This window comes from Streptomyces sp. NPDC030838 (assembly GCF_055572035.1).
The window spans coordinates 348,435-369,241 of sequence record NZ_JBVIED010000002.1 but is presented as its reverse complement, the minus strand read 5'-3'; the positions used below and the strand labels follow the sequence as shown (position 1 = coordinate 369,241).

General features: G+C 72.6%; 17 protein-coding genes. 10 read left to right on the top strand and 7 right to left on the bottom strand.

All coding sequences use genetic code 11. The annotated features are described in order from the left end of the window. Positions 1–23: 23 nt before the first annotated feature. Positions 24–2,153, top strand: a complete 2,130-nt coding sequence (locus tag ACZ42A_RS08765) for an FG-GAP-like repeat-containing protein (protein ID WP_468526468.1) — start codon at positions 24–26, stop codon at positions 2,151–2,153. A gap of 4 nt (positions 2,154–2,157) precedes the next feature. Here the strand turns inward: ACZ42A_RS08765 and ACZ42A_RS08760 are convergent, their stop codons facing one another. The 6 genes from ACZ42A_RS08760 to ACZ42A_RS08735 all read right to left on the bottom strand — a co-directional run bounded on the left by ACZ42A_RS08760 (position 2,158) and on the right by ACZ42A_RS08735 (position 8,099). Next, the gene (locus tag ACZ42A_RS08760) at positions 2,158–3,648 is read right to left on the bottom strand and encodes a protein kinase domain-containing protein (protein ID WP_468526467.1); all 1,491 of its coding nucleotides are present in this window, start codon (positions 3,646–3,648) and stop codon (positions 2,158–2,160) included. Continuing rightward, entirely contained in the window at positions 3,645–4,385 is a 741-nt protein-coding gene (locus ACZ42A_RS08755; protein WP_468526466.1) for an FHA domain-containing protein, read from the bottom strand. Before ACZ42A_RS08755 ends, ACZ42A_RS08760 begins: the two co-directional genes overlap by 4 nt. A 135-nt stretch (positions 4,386–4,520) precedes the next feature. Beyond that, entirely contained in the window at positions 4,521–4,880 is a 360-nt protein-coding gene (locus ACZ42A_RS08750; protein ID WP_468526465.1) for a hypothetical protein, read from the bottom strand. Positions 4,881–5,011: 131 nt separating this feature from the next. Beyond that, the gene (locus tag ACZ42A_RS08745; RefSeq protein WP_468526464.1) at positions 5,012–6,547 is read right to left on the bottom strand and encodes a protein kinase domain-containing protein; all 1,536 of its coding nucleotides are present in this window, start codon (positions 6,545–6,547) and stop codon (positions 5,012–5,014) included. After that, entirely contained in the window at positions 6,544–7,296 is a 753-nt protein-coding gene (locus tag ACZ42A_RS08740) for an FHA domain-containing protein (RefSeq protein WP_468526463.1), read from the bottom strand. The genes ACZ42A_RS08745 and ACZ42A_RS08740 overlap by 4 nt, the downstream gene beginning before the upstream one ends. Before the next feature lie 146 nt (positions 7,297–7,442). Further along, on the bottom strand, positions 7,443–8,099 hold the full coding sequence (locus ACZ42A_RS08735) for a hypothetical protein (RefSeq protein WP_468526462.1): 657 nt from the start codon (positions 8,097–8,099) through the stop codon (positions 7,443–7,445). Between the two features lie 244 nt (positions 8,100–8,343). On the opposite strand from ACZ42A_RS08735, the gene ACZ42A_RS08730 reads away from it, so the two are divergent. The 5 genes from ACZ42A_RS08730 to ACZ42A_RS08710 all read left to right on the top strand — a co-directional run bounded on the left by ACZ42A_RS08730 (position 8,344) and on the right by ACZ42A_RS08710 (position 13,529). Next, complete coding sequence (locus ACZ42A_RS08730) at positions 8,344–9,201, top strand: bifunctional methylenetetrahydrofolate dehydrogenase/methenyltetrahydrofolate cyclohydrolase (protein ID WP_468526461.1); 858 nt, start codon at positions 8,344–8,346, stop codon at positions 9,199–9,201. Between the two features lie 175 nt (positions 9,202–9,376). Further along, positions 9,377–9,811, top strand: a complete 435-nt coding sequence (locus tag ACZ42A_RS08725; RefSeq protein WP_468526769.1) for a DUF3017 domain-containing protein — start codon at positions 9,377–9,379, stop codon at positions 9,809–9,811. 423 nt (positions 9,812–10,234) lie between these two features. After that, positions 10,235–11,419 (top strand): helix-turn-helix domain-containing protein, encoded by a 1,185-nt coding sequence (locus tag ACZ42A_RS08720; RefSeq protein ID WP_468526460.1) that lies wholly within the window; start codon positions 10,235–10,237, stop codon positions 11,417–11,419. A 407-nt stretch (positions 11,420–11,826) separates the two neighbouring features. Beyond that, positions 11,827–12,816, top strand: a complete 990-nt coding sequence (locus tag ACZ42A_RS08715; RefSeq protein ID WP_468526459.1) for a malate dehydrogenase — start codon at positions 11,827–11,829, stop codon at positions 12,814–12,816. A 152-nt stretch (positions 12,817–12,968) separates the two neighbouring features. After that, positions 12,969–13,529, top strand: coding sequence for a mycothiol transferase (locus ACZ42A_RS08710; protein ID WP_468526458.1), 561 nt, complete (start codon positions 12,969–12,971; stop codon positions 13,527–13,529). 117 nt (positions 13,530–13,646) lie between these two features. Here ACZ42A_RS08710 and ACZ42A_RS08705 read toward each other — a convergent pair whose 3' ends face one another. Then, positions 13,647–14,429, bottom strand: a complete 783-nt coding sequence (locus ACZ42A_RS08705; protein ID WP_468526457.1) for a hypothetical protein — start codon at positions 14,427–14,429, stop codon at positions 13,647–13,649. A 146-nt stretch (positions 14,430–14,575) separates the two neighbouring features. On the opposite strand from ACZ42A_RS08705, the gene ACZ42A_RS08700 reads away from it, so the two are divergent. Genes ACZ42A_RS08700 through ACZ42A_RS08685 form a run of 4 tightly spaced genes read left to right on the top strand, consistent with a single transcriptional unit; the run spans position 14,576 to position 20,806 of the window. After that, a complete protein-coding gene (locus ACZ42A_RS08700; RefSeq protein ID WP_468526456.1) occupies positions 14,576–16,102 on the top strand; it encodes an aldehyde dehydrogenase family protein in 1,527 nt (508 codons plus the stop codon). 56 nt (positions 16,103–16,158) lie between these two features. Beyond that, on the top strand, positions 16,159–17,691 hold the full coding sequence (locus tag ACZ42A_RS08695) for a GMC family oxidoreductase (protein WP_468526455.1): 1,533 nt from the start codon (positions 16,159–16,161) through the stop codon (positions 17,689–17,691). Beyond that, entirely contained in the window at positions 17,688–18,866 is a 1,179-nt protein-coding gene (locus ACZ42A_RS08690) for a quaternary amine ABC transporter ATP-binding protein (RefSeq protein ID WP_468526454.1), read from the top strand. The genes ACZ42A_RS08695 and ACZ42A_RS08690 overlap by 4 nt, the downstream gene beginning before the upstream one ends. Then, positions 18,866–20,806 carry an ABC transporter permease gene (locus ACZ42A_RS08685; RefSeq protein ID WP_468526453.1) on the top strand — a complete coding sequence of 647 codons (1,941 nt, stop codon included), beginning with the start codon at positions 18,866–18,868 and terminating at the stop codon, positions 20,804–20,806. The genes ACZ42A_RS08690 and ACZ42A_RS08685 overlap by 1 nt, the downstream gene beginning before the upstream one ends. The last annotated feature ends 1 nt before the right edge of the window (position 20,807 follow it).

The following is a 20,807-nucleotide window of genomic DNA, read 5'->3' as shown; positions in this document are numbered from 1 at the left end:
CTCGAAGGGACCCCAGACACCCCATGTCCTCGTACGACAGACGCCCGCACCGCGTCACCCGAGCCGGTGCCCTCGCCCTGCTCGCCGCCGGCCTCGTCCTCGCCGCGCCCATACCCGCCGCGCACGCCGTCGTCGGCACTCCGACCCCCGACGGCACCCACACCTACGCCGCCCACCTCGACATCGGCGACGGCACCCGCGCCTGCTCCGGCGCCCTGGTCGACGCGGAGTGGCTGGTCACCGCCGCCTCCTGCTTCGCCGCCGACCCGCAGTCCGGCACCGCCCCGGCGGCCGGCAAGCCCGCGCTGAAGACCGTGGCCACCGTCGGCCGCACCGATCTGAACGGCACCGGCGGCCACGTCAGCGAGGTCACTCACATCGTGCCGAGGGCGGGCCGTGACCTGGTCTTCGCCCGCCTCGCCGCCCCGGCGCCCGGCATCACCCCGGTGAAGCTCGCCGCCACCGCGCCCGCCGCCGGTGACGACCTGACCGTGCTCGGCTACGGCCGGACCAAGACGGAATGGGTGCCCGGCAGGCTCCACCAGGCGAACTACACGCTGGACTCGGCCGCCGCCGGCACCCTCGCCATGACCGGGAAGACCGCCGACGACTCCGTCTGCAAGGGCGACACCGGTGGTCCGGTGCTGCGCCGGACCGGCAGCGGGGCGTACGAACTGGTCGCGGTCAACTCCCGCTCCTGGCAGGGCGGCTGCTACGGCACCACCGAGACCCGCACCGGCGCGATCGCCGCCCGTACCGACGGCTCACCGGGTGGCATGTCCCTCGCCCCCGGCCAGAGCCTGCGCTCCGGCGACTCGCTCGTCTCGAAGTCCGCCAAGGTCACCATGGGCACCGACGGCAACCTGACCGTGGCGTCCAACGCCGGCAAGACCCTGTGGTCGTCGAAGACGGCCGGCCACCCCGGCGCCACCGCCACCTTCAGCGCGGCCGGAAACCTCGCCGTCAAGGCGGCCGACGGCACCACCCTGTGGGAGTCCAAGACCTCCGCGTCCGGCGGGAGCCTCGTCCTCCAGGACCACGGCAACCTGGTCGTGCGCACCGCCTCCGGCGAGTCCCGCTGGTCCAGCAACACCGTCGTCCGGAACGACATCAACGGTGACGGCCGCGCCGACTTCGCCGTCTGGTACGACCTCGCGGACGGCCGCGACGCCATCAACCGCTTCCTCGCGGCCGCCGACGGCTCCTTCCCGACACCCGCCTCCGGCTGGATCGCCCCCGCGGGCAACTGGACCGCGTCCAACGCCAAGCTGACCACCGGCGACTACAACGGCGACGGCCGCGCCGACATCGCCGCGCAGTACGGCTACTCCGACGGCACCGTGGGCATGTGGACCTGGCTCGCCAAGGGCGACGGCTCGTACGACACGCCGTTCGCCTCCTGGCGGTCCGTGCCCGGCAACTGGACCGCGTCCCGCAGCCACCCGGTCAGCGGCGACTTCAACGGCGACGGCCGCGACGACATGGCCATCTGGTACGACTACAGCGGCGGCGAGGACAAGGTCTTCACCCTCCTGTCCGACGCGAGGGGCGGCTTCACGTACCCCTTCGCCTCCCACTCCAGCCCGTCCGGCAGCTGGACGTACGCCAACTCGAACCTGACCACCGGCGACTACAACGGTGACGGCCGCGACGACCTCGCCGCCTTCTACAACCACGCCGACGGCGGCGCCACGGCCTTCACCTTCCTCGCCGACGCGCGCGGCGGCTTCGCCGCCCCCGTCAGAGGCTGGGAGGCCGTGAACTGGGGCTCCCGCGCCGCCACCAGCGTCCAGTCCGGCGACTACGACGGTGACGGCCGCGACGACCTCGCCGCCTGGTACGAGTACTCCGACGGCTCCGACGGCCTCCACACCTTCCTGTCCGCTCCCGACGGCACCCTCGCCACCCGCAAGGTGTCCCCGAAGATCGCCGCCGGCAGCGTCCAGCGCGCCGACCTGAAGCCCGCCACCGGCGACTACGACGGCGACGGCCGCGACGACATCGGCTTCCTGTACGGCTACTCCAACGGCAGCGTCCGGATGTGGACCATGCTCGCCAAGTCCGACGGCACCTTCGGCGCCCACACCGGCAGCTGGAGCGGAACGTGGACCTTCAGCCGGGTCCAGGCCGTGGACCGCTACCCCCAGCCGTGACGGATCACCACAGCGACGACAGCAGCCCCCACACCGAGGGACTGAAGGAACAGCTCTCCACCAGCTTGTGCGAGAGCGGCGCGTACGTCCCCGCCAGGTTCCCCTGGCTGTTGATGTTGCTGCAGCCGGTCCGCTGGGCCGGACGGCGGCGGTCGTAACCCGCGGGCTCGAAGTCGGTGCCGCGGTAGTACACGACACCGAGCAGACCCCGTTCGCCGGCGATGTTGTTGAACACCGAGCGGACGGGGCTGCTCTCCGCCCAGGGACAGGTCACCTTCCCCGCCTGCCAGTTCGCGTCGCTCTCCCGCCAGCGGCAGATCTTCCCGTTGCCGTTGTACTCGCTGAAGAAGCACACATGGTCCGCCGGACAGCGGTGGTAGCCGTAGACCACCTCGCCCGCGGCGCCCGTGGGGAACGCCGACGCGCTGGGCAGGGCCTCGTACACCGGCGTCCCGTCGGGCCGGGTCGCCCACTGGTGGGCCGCGACAGCCGCGACCGCGAGGCCCGACGTGACCAGCAGCACGGCCGCGAGGCACCCCGCGAGAACGGGGTGCCTGCGCCGGAAGCGGGGCCTGCTCCGTCTGGACGGGCGGGATGGACGGGCGTCCCCGGAGGCCTCCTTCACCCGACGCAACAGCGTCCCGGCGTCGATCCGGTCGGCCTGCTCGCGGGCCAGGCACGCCCGCACGATCTCCGCCCATGCATCCGGGAGTTCGCCCGACAGACGCAGCTCCTCGGTACCGCGCGCATAGCGCGTCGCCACGTCCGTCCGGGCCTCCGTGGTGGCGCCGGGGAGAGGGAAGGTGCCGGTGAGGACCAGGTGGGCGAGGACGCCGAAGGCCCAGATGTCGGCCGACGGGCGGACGCGGGTGCCCCGTTCGTCGAGTTCGGGCCACAGGAGTTCCGGCGGGGTGTAGTCGGGCGTGGCGAAGGCGGGCGCGTAGGCGTGGGTGTCCTCCAGTTCGGCGGCCAGGGAGAAGTCGGCGAGGCGTACCGAGCCGTCCTTCATCAGCAGGACGTTGGCGGGCTTGAGGTCACCGTGGACCCAGCCGGCGTCGTGCAGCTGGTGCAGTCCCTCGCAGATCTGGGTGAGCAGGACACCCGGTTGCGGAATCCGGTCCAGGGACTGCTGCAGGGAGCGCTCGGCCCGCTCCAGGACGATGACCGTGGCGCCGTCCAGTTCGGGGTCGGCCGGGTCGTCGACGGTCAGGGTGGCGTACATCCGGATCAGGCGCGGCGCGCGCAGCCGCCGCAGCAGCGTCACCTCCCGCTCGGCCAGTTCTCGCAGATGGCTGAGCTGGCGCGGGGTGCGGGTGCCGGTGGGCAGGAACTTCAGGGCCGCCCGGGCCGGCAGTCCGTCGTCCCCGGCGGCGTTGTGAGCGGCGTAGACGGTGGCGAAGGCGCCGGACGCGAGGGGTTCGCGGACCTCCCAGGGGCCGACGCGATAGCCCCTGGGGACGGTCACCGCGTACGCCTCGCGGTGCTCCTCGGTCATCGGGCCACCTCGCCGACGGGCGGGGCCAGCACGATGAGGTCGTCCTCGCGCACCAGGTCGAAGCGGAGTGCGAGGGAGACCAGCGACTCCTTCTTGCCGTGAACGCGCCGGCCGGGTTCCGCCGTCTCGGGGCCCGGCCGGAGGCGGAGCTTCACGGCCAGGTAGTCGATGTTCCAGTAGACCGCGGACCGGCTGACCGTGGGCCACACCGGGCGCAGACGCTCCACCAGCTCCTCCACGGCGGGCAGCGGGGCGTGCGGTGTGCCGCGCAGCCGGGGTTCGCACAGGGCGGTCAGTACGGCGTAGTACCGCTTGGTGCGGTCCAGGGCGAACGCCGGTGCCGTGGCGGCTCCGGAGAGCCCGGCGCGGCCGGCGCTGCGGAAGGCGTGGCGCGGCGCCCAGACGTCGAAGGCGAGCAGGTCCCCCGCGGCGGGCAGCACGATCCGGGAGAACTCGAAGGGGACGGGCGCGTCCAGCCGTCCCGGGCCGATCTTGATGTGTTCCCCGGCGCCTTCGGGATTCTCGACCACGTAGGTCTGGTTCTCGCTGAGGTTGCTCAGCAGCCAGTAGGTGCGGTGCGCGGTGATCTCGCCGGCGATCCGGGGCACTCCGTCGTGCGCGAGGGCGAGTCCCCCGTCGATACGCGCCCGGCCGAAGGCGAGCCGGTCCCCTGTCGCGATTCTGATCTGGTCGTCGGGTGTGCCGCAGGCCGGCGGCACGACGATGATGCTGTACACCGATCGTCCCCTCCCCCTCCATACCGTGAGGGGGAAGGTTAGGTTGCCCCGCGCCCCGATCGCGAGGCTTTCGCCGGTCATGGCGAGTCGGCCACCCGCATCCTGTACGAGTGGCCGAACAGCCCTGTCGGTGCCTCAGCAGGACGGCAGCGGGTCCGTCTCCGAGATGATGTCGTTGTCGCTCATCCAGCCCCACTCCCCGTTGTCCGCCTGGGTGTAGACCCAGCGGGTGGGGTGCGGGCCACCGTGGTTCTGGCCGCCGTCGAACTTGCAGACGAAGAAGGACGGGTTGGAGTACATCCGGCCGACGACCCGGTTGCTGTTCGCACCCGCGTAGACGTTGGCGCCGGTGGCGTTGTTGCAGTACCAGACGGAGCCGTCCTGCCAGCAGGGCGCGGCGGCCTGGGCGCTGCCCGCGGTGGAGAGGGTGAGCGCGGCGCCGGCGGTGACGGTGGCGGCGCCGAGGGCGAGGGCCTTGCGGAGCGCGGTGGTCATGACTGTTCCCCCAGTCGTGGTCCGGTGGTGCGGCGGGCCCCGGCTCTCCCCCGAGGGAGTCGGGGCCCGTCCTCGGTCGTGCTCCACCGTGCCGCCTGCCCGGCCGCGCCGGTACCTCGGAACTCTGAGGGTCACGTCCGGCCGGGCGGCGTGTACTCCTTGAGGTAGTGGGCGACGCGGTATGCGTAGTCGCGGTACTTCGGGGGGACGCCGCCCGTCTCGTTCACCGTTCCGTACGACGTCCGGTACGCGGCGGCGACCAGCACCCGCCGGTCCCCGGGGAGGGAGGACTTCAGCCGCGGTTCGACGAAGCAGAGGTAGCGGCCCATCGCCGGGATCGACTCGGCTGGGGTGATGGGTGGCCTGGGCGTCTCCGAGGCCGGGAGGCCGTCCTCGCGGATCCACCAGCGCAGCACCCGCGGGGTCCAGCGGGCGATGCCGTACTCGTCCCGCTCCGGGTCGGCGAGGTCGGGGTCGAAGTCGCTCTCCGCCTTCAGCATCGCCGCGATGAGCGCCGGGGTGATCTCCGGCTGCGTGCAGGAGTGCGCCGAGTCGACGATGAGCCGGCGGTAGGCGACCGGGATGCCCTTGTCGGTACGGAGTTCTTCGGCGCCGTACGCCGCGGCCGACGCGGCGGCGCCCGGGCGCCCGGGGCCGGGACCGTCGTCCCCCGCCCAGGTGGCGATGCCGTAGCCGAGCGCGGCCACCACCGCGGTGGAGGCCGCCGCGGTCAGGACGGCGGTACGGCGGCGAAGGCGGCGCGGTCCCGCCTCGCCCGCGGCCTCCCGCACCCGTCGCAGCAGCGCCTCCCCGCCGATCCGTTCCTCGTGCGTACGGGTCAGACAGGACCGCACGATCTCCCGCCACCGCTCCGGCAGTTCGGGGGAGAGGCGCAGTTCGTCGGTGCCGCGCGCGTACGCGGCGGCCGCGTCGCGGCGGGCCGTCGGGGTACCGCCGGGCAGCGGGAAGGTGCCGGTGAGGACGAGATGGGCGAGCACGCCGAAGGCCCAGATGTCGGCCGAGGGGCGGATCCGGCGGCCGCGTTCGCCGATCTCCGACCAGAGGAGCTCGGGCGGGGTGTAGTCGGGGGTGGAGAAGGCGGGGGTGTAGGCGTGGGTGCCCTCCAGCTCGGCGGCCATGTTGAAGTCGGCGAGCCGGGCCGAACCGTCCTTCATCAGCAGGACGTTGGCCGGCTTCAGGTCGCCGTGCACCCAGTTCGCCGAGTGCAGCTGGTGCAGGCCCTCGCAGATCTGCGCCAGCAGCGCCGGGCCGGACGGCGGGCGGGGCGTCCGGGCGATCAGGGCCGCCAGGGAGCCCTCCGCCCTCTCCAGGACGAGGACGGTGGCGCCGTCGAGCCCGGGGCGGCCGGGGTCGTCCACGGTCAGCGTCTCGTACATCCGGATCAGCCGGGGCCGGGCCACCCGGCGGTGCAACTCGACCTCGCGGTCGATCAGTTCGCGCAGATGGGCCAGTTGTCGGGGGGTGCTGGTGCCGGTGGGCAGGAACTTCAGGGCGGCGGTGCGGGGGAGGGCGTCGTCGCCGCCGGTCCGCCGGCCCTCGTACACGCTGCCGAACGCCCCGGTCGCGATCGGCCCCCGCACCTCCCACGCGCCCACCCGGTATCCGCGGGGCACCGGTACCGCGTAGGGTCCGTCCCGTCCGGTCACCCGGCCGCCCGGTCCGCGCCCGTGCGCCCGGCGGCGAGAACGCGCAGGTCGTCCTCCCGCACCAGGTCGAAGCGGAGCGCCAGCGACACCAGGGACTCCTTCTTGCCGTTGAGCCGGGGCCCGGTGTCGGCGGTCTCCGGGCCCGGCTTCAGCCGGAGCTTCACGGCGAGATAGTCGATGTTCCACTGCACGGAGGTGCGCGACGCGGCCGGCCAGCCGGGGCGCAGCCGGTCGACGACCTGGTCGACGGTGGGCAGCGGGGCGTGCGGTTCGCCGCGCAGCCGGGGCTCGCACAGCGCGGCCAGCACCGCGAAGTAGCGCTTGGTGCGGTCCAGGGAGAAGGCGGGCGCGGTGGTCACGCCGTCGAGCCCGGACTCGGGACGCAGGTAGTCGTGGCGCGGCGCCCACACCTCGACCGGCAGCAGATCACCGGCGGCGGGCAGCACGATCCGGGAGAACTCGAAGGGCACGGGCGCGTCCAGCCGCCCCGGGCCGACCTTGATGTGCTCGCCGGCCCCCTCCGGGTTCTCCACGACGTACGTCTGCTCCCGGCTGAGGTTGCTCAGTATCCAGAACGCGCCCTGCGCGGCGATCTCACCGGCTCTGCGGGACACCCCGTCGTGGGCGATCACCAGGTCGTTGCCGCTGCCGCGCCCGAAGGCCAGCCGCTCGCCGGGGGCGAGCCGGAACCGGCGGTCGCGGCGTGCGTCCCCCTCGGCCGGCGGAGGTACCACGATGATGCTGTACAAGGTGCGTCTCCCGTGCCCGACCCGTGCCCGACAGCCCGTCGGCCTCGACAGCTACCCAGGCCAGGTCAGGGCGACGCACCAGGGCCGTGTCCCCCCTCGATCGGGTGAGACACGGCCCTTGGGTGTGAATGGCGCGAACCGTGCGCTCAGTAGCGCGGGCGGGCGAACCAGGCGGTGCCGCTGGGGACGACCGGGGCGGCCGTGATGATGGCGCCGAAGATCACCCACAGCAGCGGGAAGATGACCGCCGAGGCCATCCCGGAGTCCAGGCCGACGAACAGTCCGATCAGACCGACGATGGTGCCGAGGGCGCCGTAGATCACCGTGGTGATGCGGATGCCCTGGCCGCCCTTGCCGAACTTCACGCCCAGCGTGATGGACAGCGCGGCGAGGCCCAGCGCGACGAGCGCGAGGAACACCAGCATGCCGGCCGCCGCGTCACCGCCGTCGCCTATCACGCTGAACGGGTCGTCCGAGGACGTGGACAGGTCGTCCGCGGCGTCCGTGACGTCGTTGACGAAGGCCGCGACGTACAGCCAGGCGAGGCCCGCCAGGATCTGCACCGCCGAGATGATGAACAGGAAGACCCGGGCGGTGACCAGCAGGCCCGGCATCGACTGCGGAGCCATCATGTTGGCGCCCGGGTAGCCGGGGTACGCCGGCTGCTGCGGGTAGCCGTAGTTCTGCTGCGGCGGTACGCCGGGCGGGGGCGGGGACTGCTGCGGGTAGCCGTAGCCCGGAGCGCCGGCCGGCGGCTGCTGGGGCGGCTGCCCGTAGGGGTTGTTCGGGTCGCCGAAACTCATGGCGGTCTTTCCTCCGTTTGCCGAAGTGCGGGGACGACGCGCGGCGCGATGCGGAGGAATGTTCTACAGATGCGGTTCGTCCCCCCGGTACTGCCCGCGGCACTGTGGCCTCAATCGTTCTTCAGCCACGGGTGGATTGTCCAGCCGCCTTTCTCATGTGTTGTGCAAGTGCAACAAGGTCACGGCTCGGGAACGGGGGGCCCGGATTGGAACCGGGGGCCGGTCATCCGGGAGGATGGGGGCCATGACCGCCCAGATTCTCGATGGCAAGGCCACCGCAGCCGCGATCAAGTCCGATCTGACCGCCCGCGTGGCGGCGCTGAAGGAGAAGGGCGTCACGCCCGGCCTCGGCACGATCCTGGTCGGGGACGACCCCGGCAGCCAGAAGTACGTCGCCGGCAAGCACCGGGACTGCGCCCAGGTCGGCATCGCCTCCATCCAGCGCGAACTGCCGGGCACGGCGACGCAGGAGGAGATCGAGGCGGTCGTCCGGGAGCTGAACGAGGACCCGGCCTGCACCGGCTACATCGTGCAACTGCCGCTGCCCAAGGGCATCGACGAGAACCGGATCCTGGAACTCATGGACCCGGACAAGGACGCCGACGGTCTGCACCCGATGAACCTCGGCCGGCTGGTCCTCAACGAGCCGGCGCCGCTGCCCTGCACCCCGAACGGCGTGCTCACCCTCCTGCGCCGCTACGGCGTGGAGATCAAGGGCGCCGAGGTCGTGGTCGTCGGCCGCGGTGTCACCATCGGCCGCCCGATGCCGCTGCTGCTCACCCGGCGCAGCGAGAACGCGACCGTGACCCAGTGCCACACCGGCACCCGTGACCTGTCGGCCCACCTGCGCCGCGCGGACATCATCATCGCCGCCGCCGGGTCCGCCCATCTGATCCGCCCAGAGGACGTCAAGCCGGGCGCGGCCGTCCTCGACGTCGGCGTCTCCCGCAACGCCGAGGGCAAGATCGTCGGCGACGTCCACCCCGGTGTGGCGGAAGTGGCCGGCTGGATCTCCCCGAACCCGGGCGGCGTCGGCCCCATGACCCGGGCGCAGCTGCTGGTCAACGTGGTCGAGGCGGCGGAGCGCAGTGTCGGCCGATAACCGCGGCGCGGGGCACGCCGCAGGTGAGAAGCCGCGGGCCACGGGCAGCACGCCCGAGGCCGTCGAGCGGCGGGTCACAGGTGACGCCCCCGAGGCCGTCGAGCCGCGGATCGCGGGTGACACGCCCGAGACCGTCGAGCCGCGGGTCACGGGGAACACGCCCGAGACCGTCGAGGTGCGGGATCCGGTCAGCGCGCCGGACGCCGAGGGCCGGCCGCGCCGGGTCACCCGTCGTTTTCCGCTGTTCACCCGGGACACCGCCCGCCCGGAGGGCGGCGGCCGGGCCGCCTCCGGGGCCGCCCCGGCGCCCGCCCGGCAGTGGCCGATGCTCGCCGTGCTGGCCACGGTCGCCCTCGGCCTGCTGATCACCGCGCTCGACGTGTTCCGGGCCGGCACGCTGGTGATCGGCGGTGCCCTGCTGGCCGGGGCCGTGATGCGCTGGCTCCTGCCGAGCGTCGGCATGCTCGCCGTACGCTCCCGCTTCACGGACATCGCGACCTACGGCGCGCTGGGTCTCGCCATCGTCCTGCTGGCGCTGATGGCGCAGCCGGACCCGCTGCTGAGGATCCCGTTCCTGAACGACGCGCTGCACTTCACGGTCAGCGGCTGACCCCGCGGTACGGCGGCCCGTCCTCACCCCCGTGAGAAGACGGGCCGCCGCCCACGACCAACCTCCCGTACCCGAACAGCCTGTTCAACGTCTGTCAGTTCGCTGTGGCACGGAAGTGACCGTTCCGCTACGGTGTCCGCGCGTTGTCGCACATCGACACGGTGGTGCCGGTGAGCGACCGGAAAACGACTGATACGGACGAGACCGCCCATGTGTCCCCGTTGTGTCGATGTATTGACAAGTTCGGGGATGTGCGGCCAAGGCACGGCACGGCGGGGCTAATGTGTCCCATCGGGCCACAAGGTCGGGCAATCAGGGCGGTGCGGGGGTGCGCCGCCGCCGGGGGAACTGAGATCCTGACGACGCGCATCCCAGTGGGCGGGGGAACAGCCAGCACTACCCGGGGGGAAGAGGGGGGAAGCAATGCCTCGTTGGAAGGCCTTGCCGGATGAACTCGATCCGCAGATCAGGGAGTTCACCAGTCAGCTGCGGCGGCTCGTGGACCGCAGCGGCCTGAGCGTCGCCGCGGTCGCCGACCGCACCGGATACAGCAAGACGTCCTGGGAACGTTACCTGGGCGGCCGGCTGCTCGCGCCCAAGGGCGCGATCGTGGCCCTGGCCGAGGTCACCGGCACCAATCCGATCCATCTGACCACCATGTGGGAGCTCGCCGAACGCGCCTGGAGCCGTTCGGAGATGCGCCACGACATGACCATGGAGGCCATCAGAATCTCCCAGGCGCGCGCCGCGCTCAGCGAGTTCGGCCCGCCGCCCGCGAACGCCAAGGGCAAGACCGCCCGCCGCACCGCCACGGCGACGCCGGGCATCGCGGGTCCGGCGGGTGTCTCCCCGACGGTGCCGCAGCAGCCGACCGCGTCGGACGCGGACGTACGGACGCCGTCGGCGCCCTCGGCCGGGCAGCGCTCCTCCGGCGGCAACTCCTGGAACGTCGCCGGATACGCCGGACCGTCCCCGGCGGGCGGCCGCACGGCCGGCGCGGGAGCGGCAGCGGCCGGCGCGGGAGCGGGAGCGGGCGGCGCCGGAGCGGGAGCGGGTGGCAGAGCGTCCGGAGGCCCGTCGGCCCCGGCCGCCGCACCGGCCGCGCCCGCCGGTGGCGGCAAGCGCCGGCTGTCGATGTTCGCCGCGGGTGTCGTCGGCGTGCTGGTCGTGGTGGCCGGCGCCTTCTACCTCACCCAGGCCGGCGGGGACGGCGACAACGCCGGGGCGAAGGTCTCTCCCTCGCCCTCCGTCACCAGCGACGCCGCGCTGCCGCCGGGCGTGAAGTGCAGCGGCGACAGCTGCACCGGCAAGGACGCGGAGAGCATGGGGTGCAGCGGCGACCTGGTGACCACCGCGCAGACCGCGACCATCGGCACCACGGTCGTCGAGGTCCGCTACAGCGAGACCTGCGGCGCCGCCTGGGGCCGCATCACCCAGGCCGCCCAGGGCGACCAGGTCGAGGTGACCGCGGGCAAGGCCCGGGAGAACGGCTCGATCACCGCGGTCGGCGACACCATCGCGTACACCCCGATGGTGGCCGTCAAGGACGCAGGCGACGCGGTCGCGTGCGCCACGCTGGCCTCGGGCGAGAAGGGCTGCACCCAGTAGGCGAGAAGGGCTGCACCCGGTAACCGCACCGCCGGCGGGCGGGGCGGACGGCGGCGGATCCCGGCCGGTGGAAATCGGCCGGGGAGAACAGGTATGGCCGCCCGGATCCGGGGCAGGCGGAAGGTACCCCCACGGGAGTCCGGCACGATTCGGTACCCCCGCACGGCGGCCGCCTTCGTCTCCCCTCTCCCGGACGGGCGGCCGCCTTTTTCGTGTGTCTGCTCGTGGGTCGGATGGTGTGTCTGTGGCAGTCGGGCGGTCTGTGGGCTGGGCCACACGGACCCGGCCGTCCGGCATCCCGGATGCGCGATAGCCTGACCCGCGGATATCTCTTGACGCCAAGAGATCGATCATCCGAACCCCCGGGGCAGGGACGCCCCACCGCCAGCTGTCATACGGAGAACGCCATGACCCGCACTCCCGTGAACGTCACCGTCACCGGCGCGGCCGGCCAGATCGGTTACGCCCTGCTCTTCCGCATCGCCTCCGGCCAGCTGCTCGGCGCGGACGTGCCGGTCCGCCTGCGCCTCCTGGAGATCACCCCGGCGCTGAAGGCCGCCGAGGGCACCGCGATGGAGCTGGACGACTGCGCGTTCCCGCTGCTCCAGGGCATCGACATCACCGACGACCCGAACGTGGCCTTCGACGGCGCCAACGTCGCCCTCCTGGTGGGCGCCCGCCCGCGCACCAAGGGCATGGAGCGCGGTGACCTGCTGGAGGCCAACGGCGGCATCTTCAAGCCGCAGGGCCAGGCCATCAACGCCCACGCCGCGGACGACATCCGCGTCCTGGTGGTCGGCAACCCGGCCAACACCAACGCGCTCATCGCGCAGGCCGCCGCCCCGGACGTACCGGCGGAGCGCTTCACCGCGATGACCCGCCTGGACCACAACCGCGCGCTGACCCAGCTCGCGAAGAAGACGGGCTCGACGGTCGCCGACATCAAGCGGCTGACCATCTGGGGCAACCACTCCGCCACCCAGTACCCGGACATCTTCCACGCCACCGTCGCCGGCAAGAACGCCGCCGAGGTCGTCAACGACGAGAAGTGGCTGGCCGAGGACTTCATCCCGACCGTCGCCAAGCGCGGCGCCGCCATCATCGAGGCCCGCGGCGCCTCGTCGGCCGCCTCCGCCGCCAACGCCGCCATCGACCACGTGTACTCGTGGGTCAACGGCACCGCCGACGGCGACTGGGTCTCCATGGGCATCCCGTCCGACGGCTCCTACGGCGTCCCGGAGGGCCTGATCTCCTCCTTCCCGGTCACCTGCAAGGACGGCAAGTACGAGATCGTCCAGGGCCTGGAGATCAACGAGTTCTCCCGCGCCCGCATCGACGCCTCCGTCAAGGAGCTGGAGGAGGAGCGCGAGGCGGTCCGCGCCCTCGGCCTCATCTGAGCCCCTGTCCTGCTTCTTCGCTTGAAGGCCCCGTCCCGTACGGGGCCTTCGGCGTTTCCAGGGTCGTCCCGCCCGCCCGGTACATCGTCTGAGCCTCCGTCAGCATCGCGTGGGCGGCGCCGTTGTCAGTGCCGGGGTCTAGCCTCTCGCCCATGACTCTGGACACTCGGCCGGTTCCGGTGGAACCGCCCATCGCCGGCAGTGAGATCGACACCCTCATCGGTTCCCTGGAGCGCCAGCGAAGGACGCTCGCGTGGAAGTGCGCGGACCTGGACTCCGCCGGTCTGAACACCCGGCTCGCGCCCTCGGCCATCACGCTCGGCGGGCTGCTGAAGCACCTGGCGCTGGTCGAGGACGAGTACTTCACCCGGCGGCTGCTCGGGCGGCAGCCGGGCGCGCCGTGGGACGGCGTGGACTGGGAGGCCGAGCCCGACTGGCCTTGGACATCGGCCGCCGGGGACAGCCCCGAGGAACTGCGCGGGCTGTGGGAGGCCGCCGTGGCCCGCTCCAGGGCCGCCGTGCGGGAGGTGCTGGACGGCGGCGGCGACGCCGGTCACCTCGCGGCGTACACCACGTCCACGGGGGAGTCGCCGAGCCTGCGGCGGATCCTGGCCGACCTCATCGAGGAGTACGCGCGCCATGTGGGGCAGGCGGATCTCATACGGGAGTTCGTGGACGGACGGGTGGGGGAGGATCCGCCGGCCGATTTCTGATCCACCGGCTGCCTCCGGTTACACCGGCCCGCTTCCGGTCACACCGGCCGCCTCCGGTCACACCGGCCTGCCTCCGGTCGCGCCGGCCCGCCTCCGGTCACGTCGCCCCGCCTCTGGTCACACCTCCGGCAGTTCCTCCTCGAGGCGGTCGACGTTCACCGTGTCCTCCGGGGACGGGGTCTCCGCCCGGACCGGCTTGTCGTAGTCCGAGAGGAGCAGGGTCGAGTCGATGCCGGCGCCCTTCAGGGTCACCTCGACCGGGCGGTGCGGGGCGTCCGCGGTGACGTAGACGGTGGCCGTCTCGCCGTCGGTCCGCTCCGTCAGCGGGACCACCTTCTGTCCGTCGCGGGTCGTCTCGTCGCCCTTGGTGACCGCGGCGTCGCCGGTGTCGAGGGCCTCGATCTCGTCCTGGATGACCTTCAGGTCGCAGGCGCCGGCCATGTCCTTGAGCATCTCGTTCTTGGTGGAGCCGTGGAGATACCGGTCCTCGAACAGATCGGCCGCAGCCTCGCCATCGGGGCCGGGCAGCTGCGCCTTCCAGAACCCGGCGTCCGGCTTCATCCACACCTTGTCGCCCTTTTTGACGATCTCCAGGCTGCCGCCGCCGTCGCCCATCCTCAGCTTGCCGGTGCAGTTGCCTTTGCGGTCCAGAGCCAGATCCGCCGAGACCGGCAGCGTCTTGCTTTCCGTAGCCTCCGTGCTCCGGTCCGTCATCCGCATCCGCAGGGACTTCGCGTCGAGAAGGCCGTCCGTGGCCTGCTCGGAGAGCTCCTGGGCGGAGAGGTCGTCGGCGTCGCCCGCCACGGCCGCCGGGACGGTGGAGAGAAGGAGGCCCGCGCTTGCGAGCGCGCAGATCAGCGCCTTCCGGGCCATGGGCGTCACCTCCGTGGTGCGCGTCACCTTCCAGCCTAGGTTTTGCCCGAAATGCCCGCATGTTCAGTGACGCAGCGCACTTTCGGGCATGGATCGCGCATGCATCCGGGGGGCAGGGGCAGGCGCTCACGGTCCTGAGGGGGGACACACAGGAACGAGAGGCAACACCAGGCATGGCGGACAGTACGGAACTCCAGGCTCGGAAGAGCATCCACGCGGCAGGCGAGTGGCGGCACGCCGTCTCGGGAGCCACGCGCGCGATCCTCGACCCCGCGGACGCCGCACCGTTCGCCCTGGTCGCCGAGGGTGACGAGAAGGACGCGGACCTCGCGGTCGAGGCCGCCCGCAGCGCCTTCGACGGCGGTGCCGGCGCCTGGCCGCGCACCCCCGTCGCCGAGCGCGCCGCCCTGCTGCGCCGCGTCGCCGACCTCCTCGTGCGCGACCGCGAGGAGCTGGGGCTCCTGGAGAGCCGCGACGCGGGCAAGACCGTGGAGGAGGGCCGGATCGACATCGACTGTGTCGCCGACGCCTTCCGCTACTTCGCCGACCTCGTCGCCGCGGAGGCCCCCGGCCGGGTCGTCGACGCGGGCTCGCCCGACATCCACAGCGTCGTCGTCCACGAGCCGGTCGGTGTCTGCGCGCTGATCACCCCCTGGAACTACCCCCTTCTCCAGGCCAGTTGGAAGATCGCCCCGGCGCTCGCGGCCGGCAACACCTTCGTGGTCAAGCCGAGCGAGATCACGCCGATGACGACGATCGCCCTCATCGGGCTGCTGGAAGAGGCCGGACTGCCCGCCGGCGTCGCCAACCTCGTGACCGGCCCGGGCCACACCGTCGGCGCCCGCCTCGCCGAGCACCCCGACGTCGACTTGGTCTCCTTCACCGGCGGCCTGGTCAGCGGCACCAAGGTGGCCCAGGCGGCGGCCCCGACCGTGAAGAAGGTCGCCCTCGAACTCGGCGGCAAGAACCCCAATGTCGTCTTCGCCGACGCCTGCGCCACCGAGGAGGGCTTCGACACCGCCGTCGACCAGGCCCTCAACGCGGCCTTCATCCACAGCGGCCAGGTCTGCTCGGCGGGCGCCCGCCTCATCGTCGAGGAGTCCGTCCGCGACCGCTTCGTCGCCGAACTGGCCCGCAGGGCGGGCAGGATCCGCCCCGGTCGTGGCACCGAAGAGGGCGTCGAGTGCGGGCCGCTCGTCTCCGAGCAGCAGCGCGCCAAGGTCGAGGCGTACGTCGAGTCCGCGCTCAGGGAAGGCGCGGTGCTGTGCTCCGGCGGCAAGCGCCCCGAGCCGTCCCCCGAGCGGCCGGAGAGCGGCTACTTCTACGAGCCGACCGTCCTCGACCGCTGCCACCGCGAGATGACCGTCGTACGCGAGGAGGTCTTCGGCCCCGTCCTCACCGTCGAGACCTTCCGCACGGAGGACGAGGCGGTCGCCCTCGCCAACGACACCGAGTACGGCCTCGCGGGCGCCGTCTGGACCGCCGACACCGGGCGGGCCCGCCGGGTGGCCGGCCGCCTGCGCCACGGCACCGTCTGGATCAACGACTTCCACCCCTACCTCCCGCAGGCGGAGTGGGGCGGCTTCGGCAAGAGCGGAGTTGGCCGCGAACTCGGCCCCGCCGGACTCGCCGAGTACCGCGAGAGCAAGCACGTCTACCAGAACCTGGCGCCGAAGCCGGTCCGCTGGTTCGCCGGTTGATCCGCAACTCCCGCCCGGCACACAAGACTTCGCAAGCCTCCTTGGAGTAACCCCCCATGTCCCAGAACACCCCTGTCTACGACTACGTCGTCATCGGCGGCGGCACCGCAGGCTCCGTCATAGCCTCCCGCCTCACCGAGAACCCCGACGTCACCGTCGCCGTCATCGAGGGCGGCCCCAGCGACGTCGGCCGCGACGACGTGCTCACCCTGCGCCGCTGGATGGGCCTGCTCGGCGGCGAGCTGGACTACGACTACCCGACCACCGAGCAGCCGCGCGGCAACTCGCACATCCGGCACAGCCGCGCCCGCGTCCTCGGCGGCTGCTCCTCCCACAACACCCTGATCGCCTTCAAGCCGCTGCCGTCCGACTGGGACGAGTGGGAGGAGGCGGGCGCCAAGGGGTGGGGCGCGGTCCAGATGGAGGCGTACTTCGCGCGCCTGAAGAACAACATCGTCCCGGTCGACGAGAAGGACCGGAACGCCATCGCCCGCGACTTCGTCGACGCCGCGCAGGCCGCGCTCGGCGTCCCCCGCGTCGAGGGCTTCAACAAGAAGCCGTTCACCGAGGGCGTCGGCTTCTTCGACCTCGCCTACCACCCGGAGAACAACAAGCGCTCGTCGGCGTCGGTGGCGTATCTGCACCCGGTGATGGACGAGCGCCCCAACCTCACGATCCTGCTGGAGACCTGGGCGTACAAGCTGGAGCTGGCCGGCACCCGCGCCGAGGGCGTCCACGTGCGCACCAAGGACGGCGAGGAGCTGCTGATCCGGGCCCGCAACGAGGTCGTGCTGTGCGCGGGCGCGGTCGACTCCCCGCGGCTGCTGCTGCACTCCGGCATCGGCCCGAAGGACGACCTCGCCGAGCTGGGCATACCGGTCGTGCACGATCTGCCCGGCGTCGGCGAGAACCTGCTCGACCACCCCGAGTCGGTGATCGTCTGGGAGACCCACGGCCCGATCCCGGAGAACTCCGCGATGGATTCGGATGCCGGGCTGTTCGTGCGGCGGGACCCCGAACACCAGGGCCCCGACCTGATGTTCCACTTCTACCAGATCCCCTTCACGGACAACCCCGAGCGACTGGGCTACGAGCGGCCGCGGTACGGGGTGTCGATGACCCCCAACATCCCCAAGCCGAAGAGCCGCGGCCGGCTGTACCTGACCAGCGCCGACCCGGCCGTGAAGCCCGCCCTCGACTTCCGCTACTTCACCGACGAGGACGACTACGACGGCCGCACCCTCGTCGACGGCATCCGCATCGCCCGCGAGATCGCCAAGGCCGAGCCGCTGGCCGGCTGGCTCAAGCGCGAGGTCTGCCCCGGCCCCGAGGTCGTGGGCGAGGCCGAGCTGAGCGAGTACGCCCGCAAGGTCGCGCACACCGTCTACCACCCGGCCGGCACCTGCAAGATGGGCGCCGCCGACGACGAACTGGCCGTCGTCGACCCCGAGCTGCGCATCCGCGGCCTGGAGGGCATCCGGATCGCCGACGCGTCCGTGTTCCCGACCATGACCGCCGTCAACCCGATGATCGGCGTGCTCATGGTCGGGGAGCGGGCCGTCGACCTGATCGGTGGTGATGCGCGATGAGTACCGCCAACCCCACCCCCGAAACCCTCACGCCTCCCGTCTTCTCGGTCGAGGGCCTGTGGAAGGTGTTCGGCCCCAAGGCCGACCGCGTCCCGGCCGACCCCGAGCTGACCGCCCTCGCCCCCGCCGAACTGCGCGCCCGCACCGGCTGCACGGCGGCCGTCCGGGACGTGACCTTCGACGTCCGCAAGGGCGAGGTCTTCGTCGTCATGGGCCTGTCCGGCTCCGGCAAGTCCACGCTGGTGCGCTGTCTGACCCGGCTGATCGAGCCGACGGCCGGCACCATCGCCATCGACGGCGAGGACGTCCGCGCCATGGACAAGGCACGGCTGCGCGAACTGCGCCGCCACCGCGCGGCGATGGTCTTCCAGCACTTCGGCCTGCTGCCGCACCGCACGGTCCTCGACAACGTGGCCTACGGCCTGGAGATCCAGGGCGTCGGCAAGGCCGAGCGGCGCGCGAAGGCCGCCGAGGTCGTCGCCAAGGTCGGCCTGGCGGGCATGGAACACCGGCGCCCAGGGCAGCTGTCCGGCGGCCAGCAGCAGCGCGTGGGCCTCGCCCGGGCACTGGCCGTGGACCCCGAAGTGCTGCTGTTCGACGAGCCGTTCAGCGCCCTCGACCCGCTGATCCGGCGGGACATGCAGGAGGAGGTCGTCCGGCTGCACCGCGAGGAGGGCCGCACGATGGTCTTCATCACGCACGACCTCAGCGAGGCCCTGAAGCTCGGCGACCGCATCGCCCTCATGCGCGACGGCCGCATCGTCCAGCTCGGCACCCCCGAGGAGATCGTCGGCTCCCCGGCCGACGACTACGTCCGTGAGTTCGTCCGGGACGTCCCGCGCGAACAGGTCATGACCGTCCGTACGGCCATGCGGCCGACGTCCGCGGACGAGGCGGCCACCGGCCCGGCGGTCGCCCCGCACGCGACGGTGGCGGAGGCCATCGAGGCCGTCGCCCGCGCGGGGACTCCGGCCCGGGTGATGGACGAGGGGCGTTGTGTGGGCGTCGTGGACTCGGAGGCGCTGCTGGATGTCGTGGCGGGCGTGACCACGGCCCAGGCGGTTGCGGGCAGTCGTGCCGCTGGGGCGGCACGGGTGGGCGCAACGGCGGCGGCACCACGCCGGCGCGGGCGAACGACGCACCCCGACGCCGACCCCCACGCGGAGGCGGTCTGATGGCAACGCTCACCGCAACACCCCCACGCACCCTCCCCGCACTCCTGAAGAACCGCGCGGCGGCCAAGCTCACCCTGCTCGCCCTCGTCGCGGCGGTCCTCGTCCCGCTCGCCCACGCCCGCTGGGCCAGCGGCACCTGGCCCGACGCGCTCACCGTCGACCTCTCCGGCCCGCTGACGAACACCAGCGACTGGATCATCGACAACCGGGACAGCCACCCGCTGTTCCTGTACTTCTTCGGCCACGTCAGCAACGCGGTCGTACTCTCCGTGCGCGCCGTCTACCTCGCCCTCCTCGCCGTCGGCTGGGCGGGTGTGACCGCGCTCGGTGCCTTCGTCGCCTGGCGGGTCGCGGGCGCGCGGCTCGCGCTGGGCACGGCGGCCGCGTTCCTGGCCTGCGGACTGCTCGGCATGTGGGTGCCGACCATGCAGACGCTGGCCCTGATGGCGGTCGCGGTGCTCGCGTCGGTGATCGTGGGCGCCCTGCTGGGCCTCGCGGCAGGCCTGTCGGACCGGATGGACCGCATGTTGCGCCCCGTCCTGGACACCATGCAGGTGCTCCCGGCCTTCGCCTACCTCCTGCCGGTCGTCCTGGTCTTCGGCATCGGCGTGCCCGCCGCCGTCCTCGCCACCGTCGTCTACGCCGCCCCGCCCATGGCCCGTCTCACCGCGCTCGGCCTGCGCGGTGCCGACACGGGCGTCCTCGAGGCGGTCGAGTCGCTCGGCGCGACCGCGCGTCAGCGCCTGCTGACCGCCCGGCTCCCGCTGGCCCGCAAGGAACTCCTCCTCGGCGTCAACCAGACGATCATGATGGCGCTGTCCATGGCCGTGATCGCCTCGGTGATCGGCGCCGGCGGCCTCGGTGACCGCGTCTACCAGGCGCTGGCCTCGGTCGACGTCGGCGCGGCGCTGGCCGCGGGCATCCCGATCGTGCTGCTGGCGGTCGTGCTGGACCGGGTGACGGGCGCGGCCGGCGCCGGTGCCGCGGCTCCTCGACGCGGCGTCCTGCCGTACGCCCTGGCCGCGGCCGCCGCCGTCGCCGTGGCCGTCGCCGGGCGGCTGACCGGCCGTGCCGAATGGCCCGAGGCATGGACGGCGAACATCGCCGAGCCGGTCAACCGGGCCGTGGACTGGATGACCGCGCACCTCTACTCCGGGGTGCCCGTCATCGGCGGTACCGCCGACTGGGCGGCCCGTTTCACCACCTGGGTACTCGATCCGCTCCGCGACGGCCTGCAGTGGCTGCCCTGGTGGTCGGTGCTGCTGGTGGTCGCCGCGCTCGCCTGGCTGATCGGCACCTGGCGCACCGCGCTGACCGCCGTGCTCGCCATGGCCGCGATCGGCGTCCTCGGCGTGTGGGAGCCGTCGCTGGACACGCTGTCGCAGGTGCTGGCCGCGGTCGCCGTCACCCTCGTCCTCGGCGTGGCGACCGGTGTCGCGGCGGCGCGCAGCGACCGCGTCGAACGGCTGCTGCGGCCGGTCCTGGACGTCTGCCAGACCATGCCGCAGTTCGTGTACCTGATCCCGGTCGTCGCGCTCGCCGGTGTCGGCCGCGCGCCGGCCGTCGCCGCGGCCGTCGTCTACGCGCTGCCGGCCGTCGTCCGTATCACCGCCCAGGGCCTGCGCCAGGTGGACCCGGCCGCGCTGGAGTCGTCCCGCTCGCTCGGCGCGACCAGCGGCCAGCAGCTGCGGCAGGTCCAACTGCCGCTGGCCCGCCGCTCGTTGCTGCTCGCCGTGAACCAGGGCGTGGTGCTCGTCCTCGCCGTCGTCATCATCGGCGGCCTGGTCGGCGGCGGCGCGCTCGGCTACGACGTCGTCTTCGGCCTCGCCCAGGGCGACCTCGCGACCGGCCTGGTCGCCGGTGCCGCGATCGTCTGCCTGGGGCTGATGCTCGACCGGGTGACCCAGCCCACCGACCGCCGTACGACGAAGGGAGCGTGAC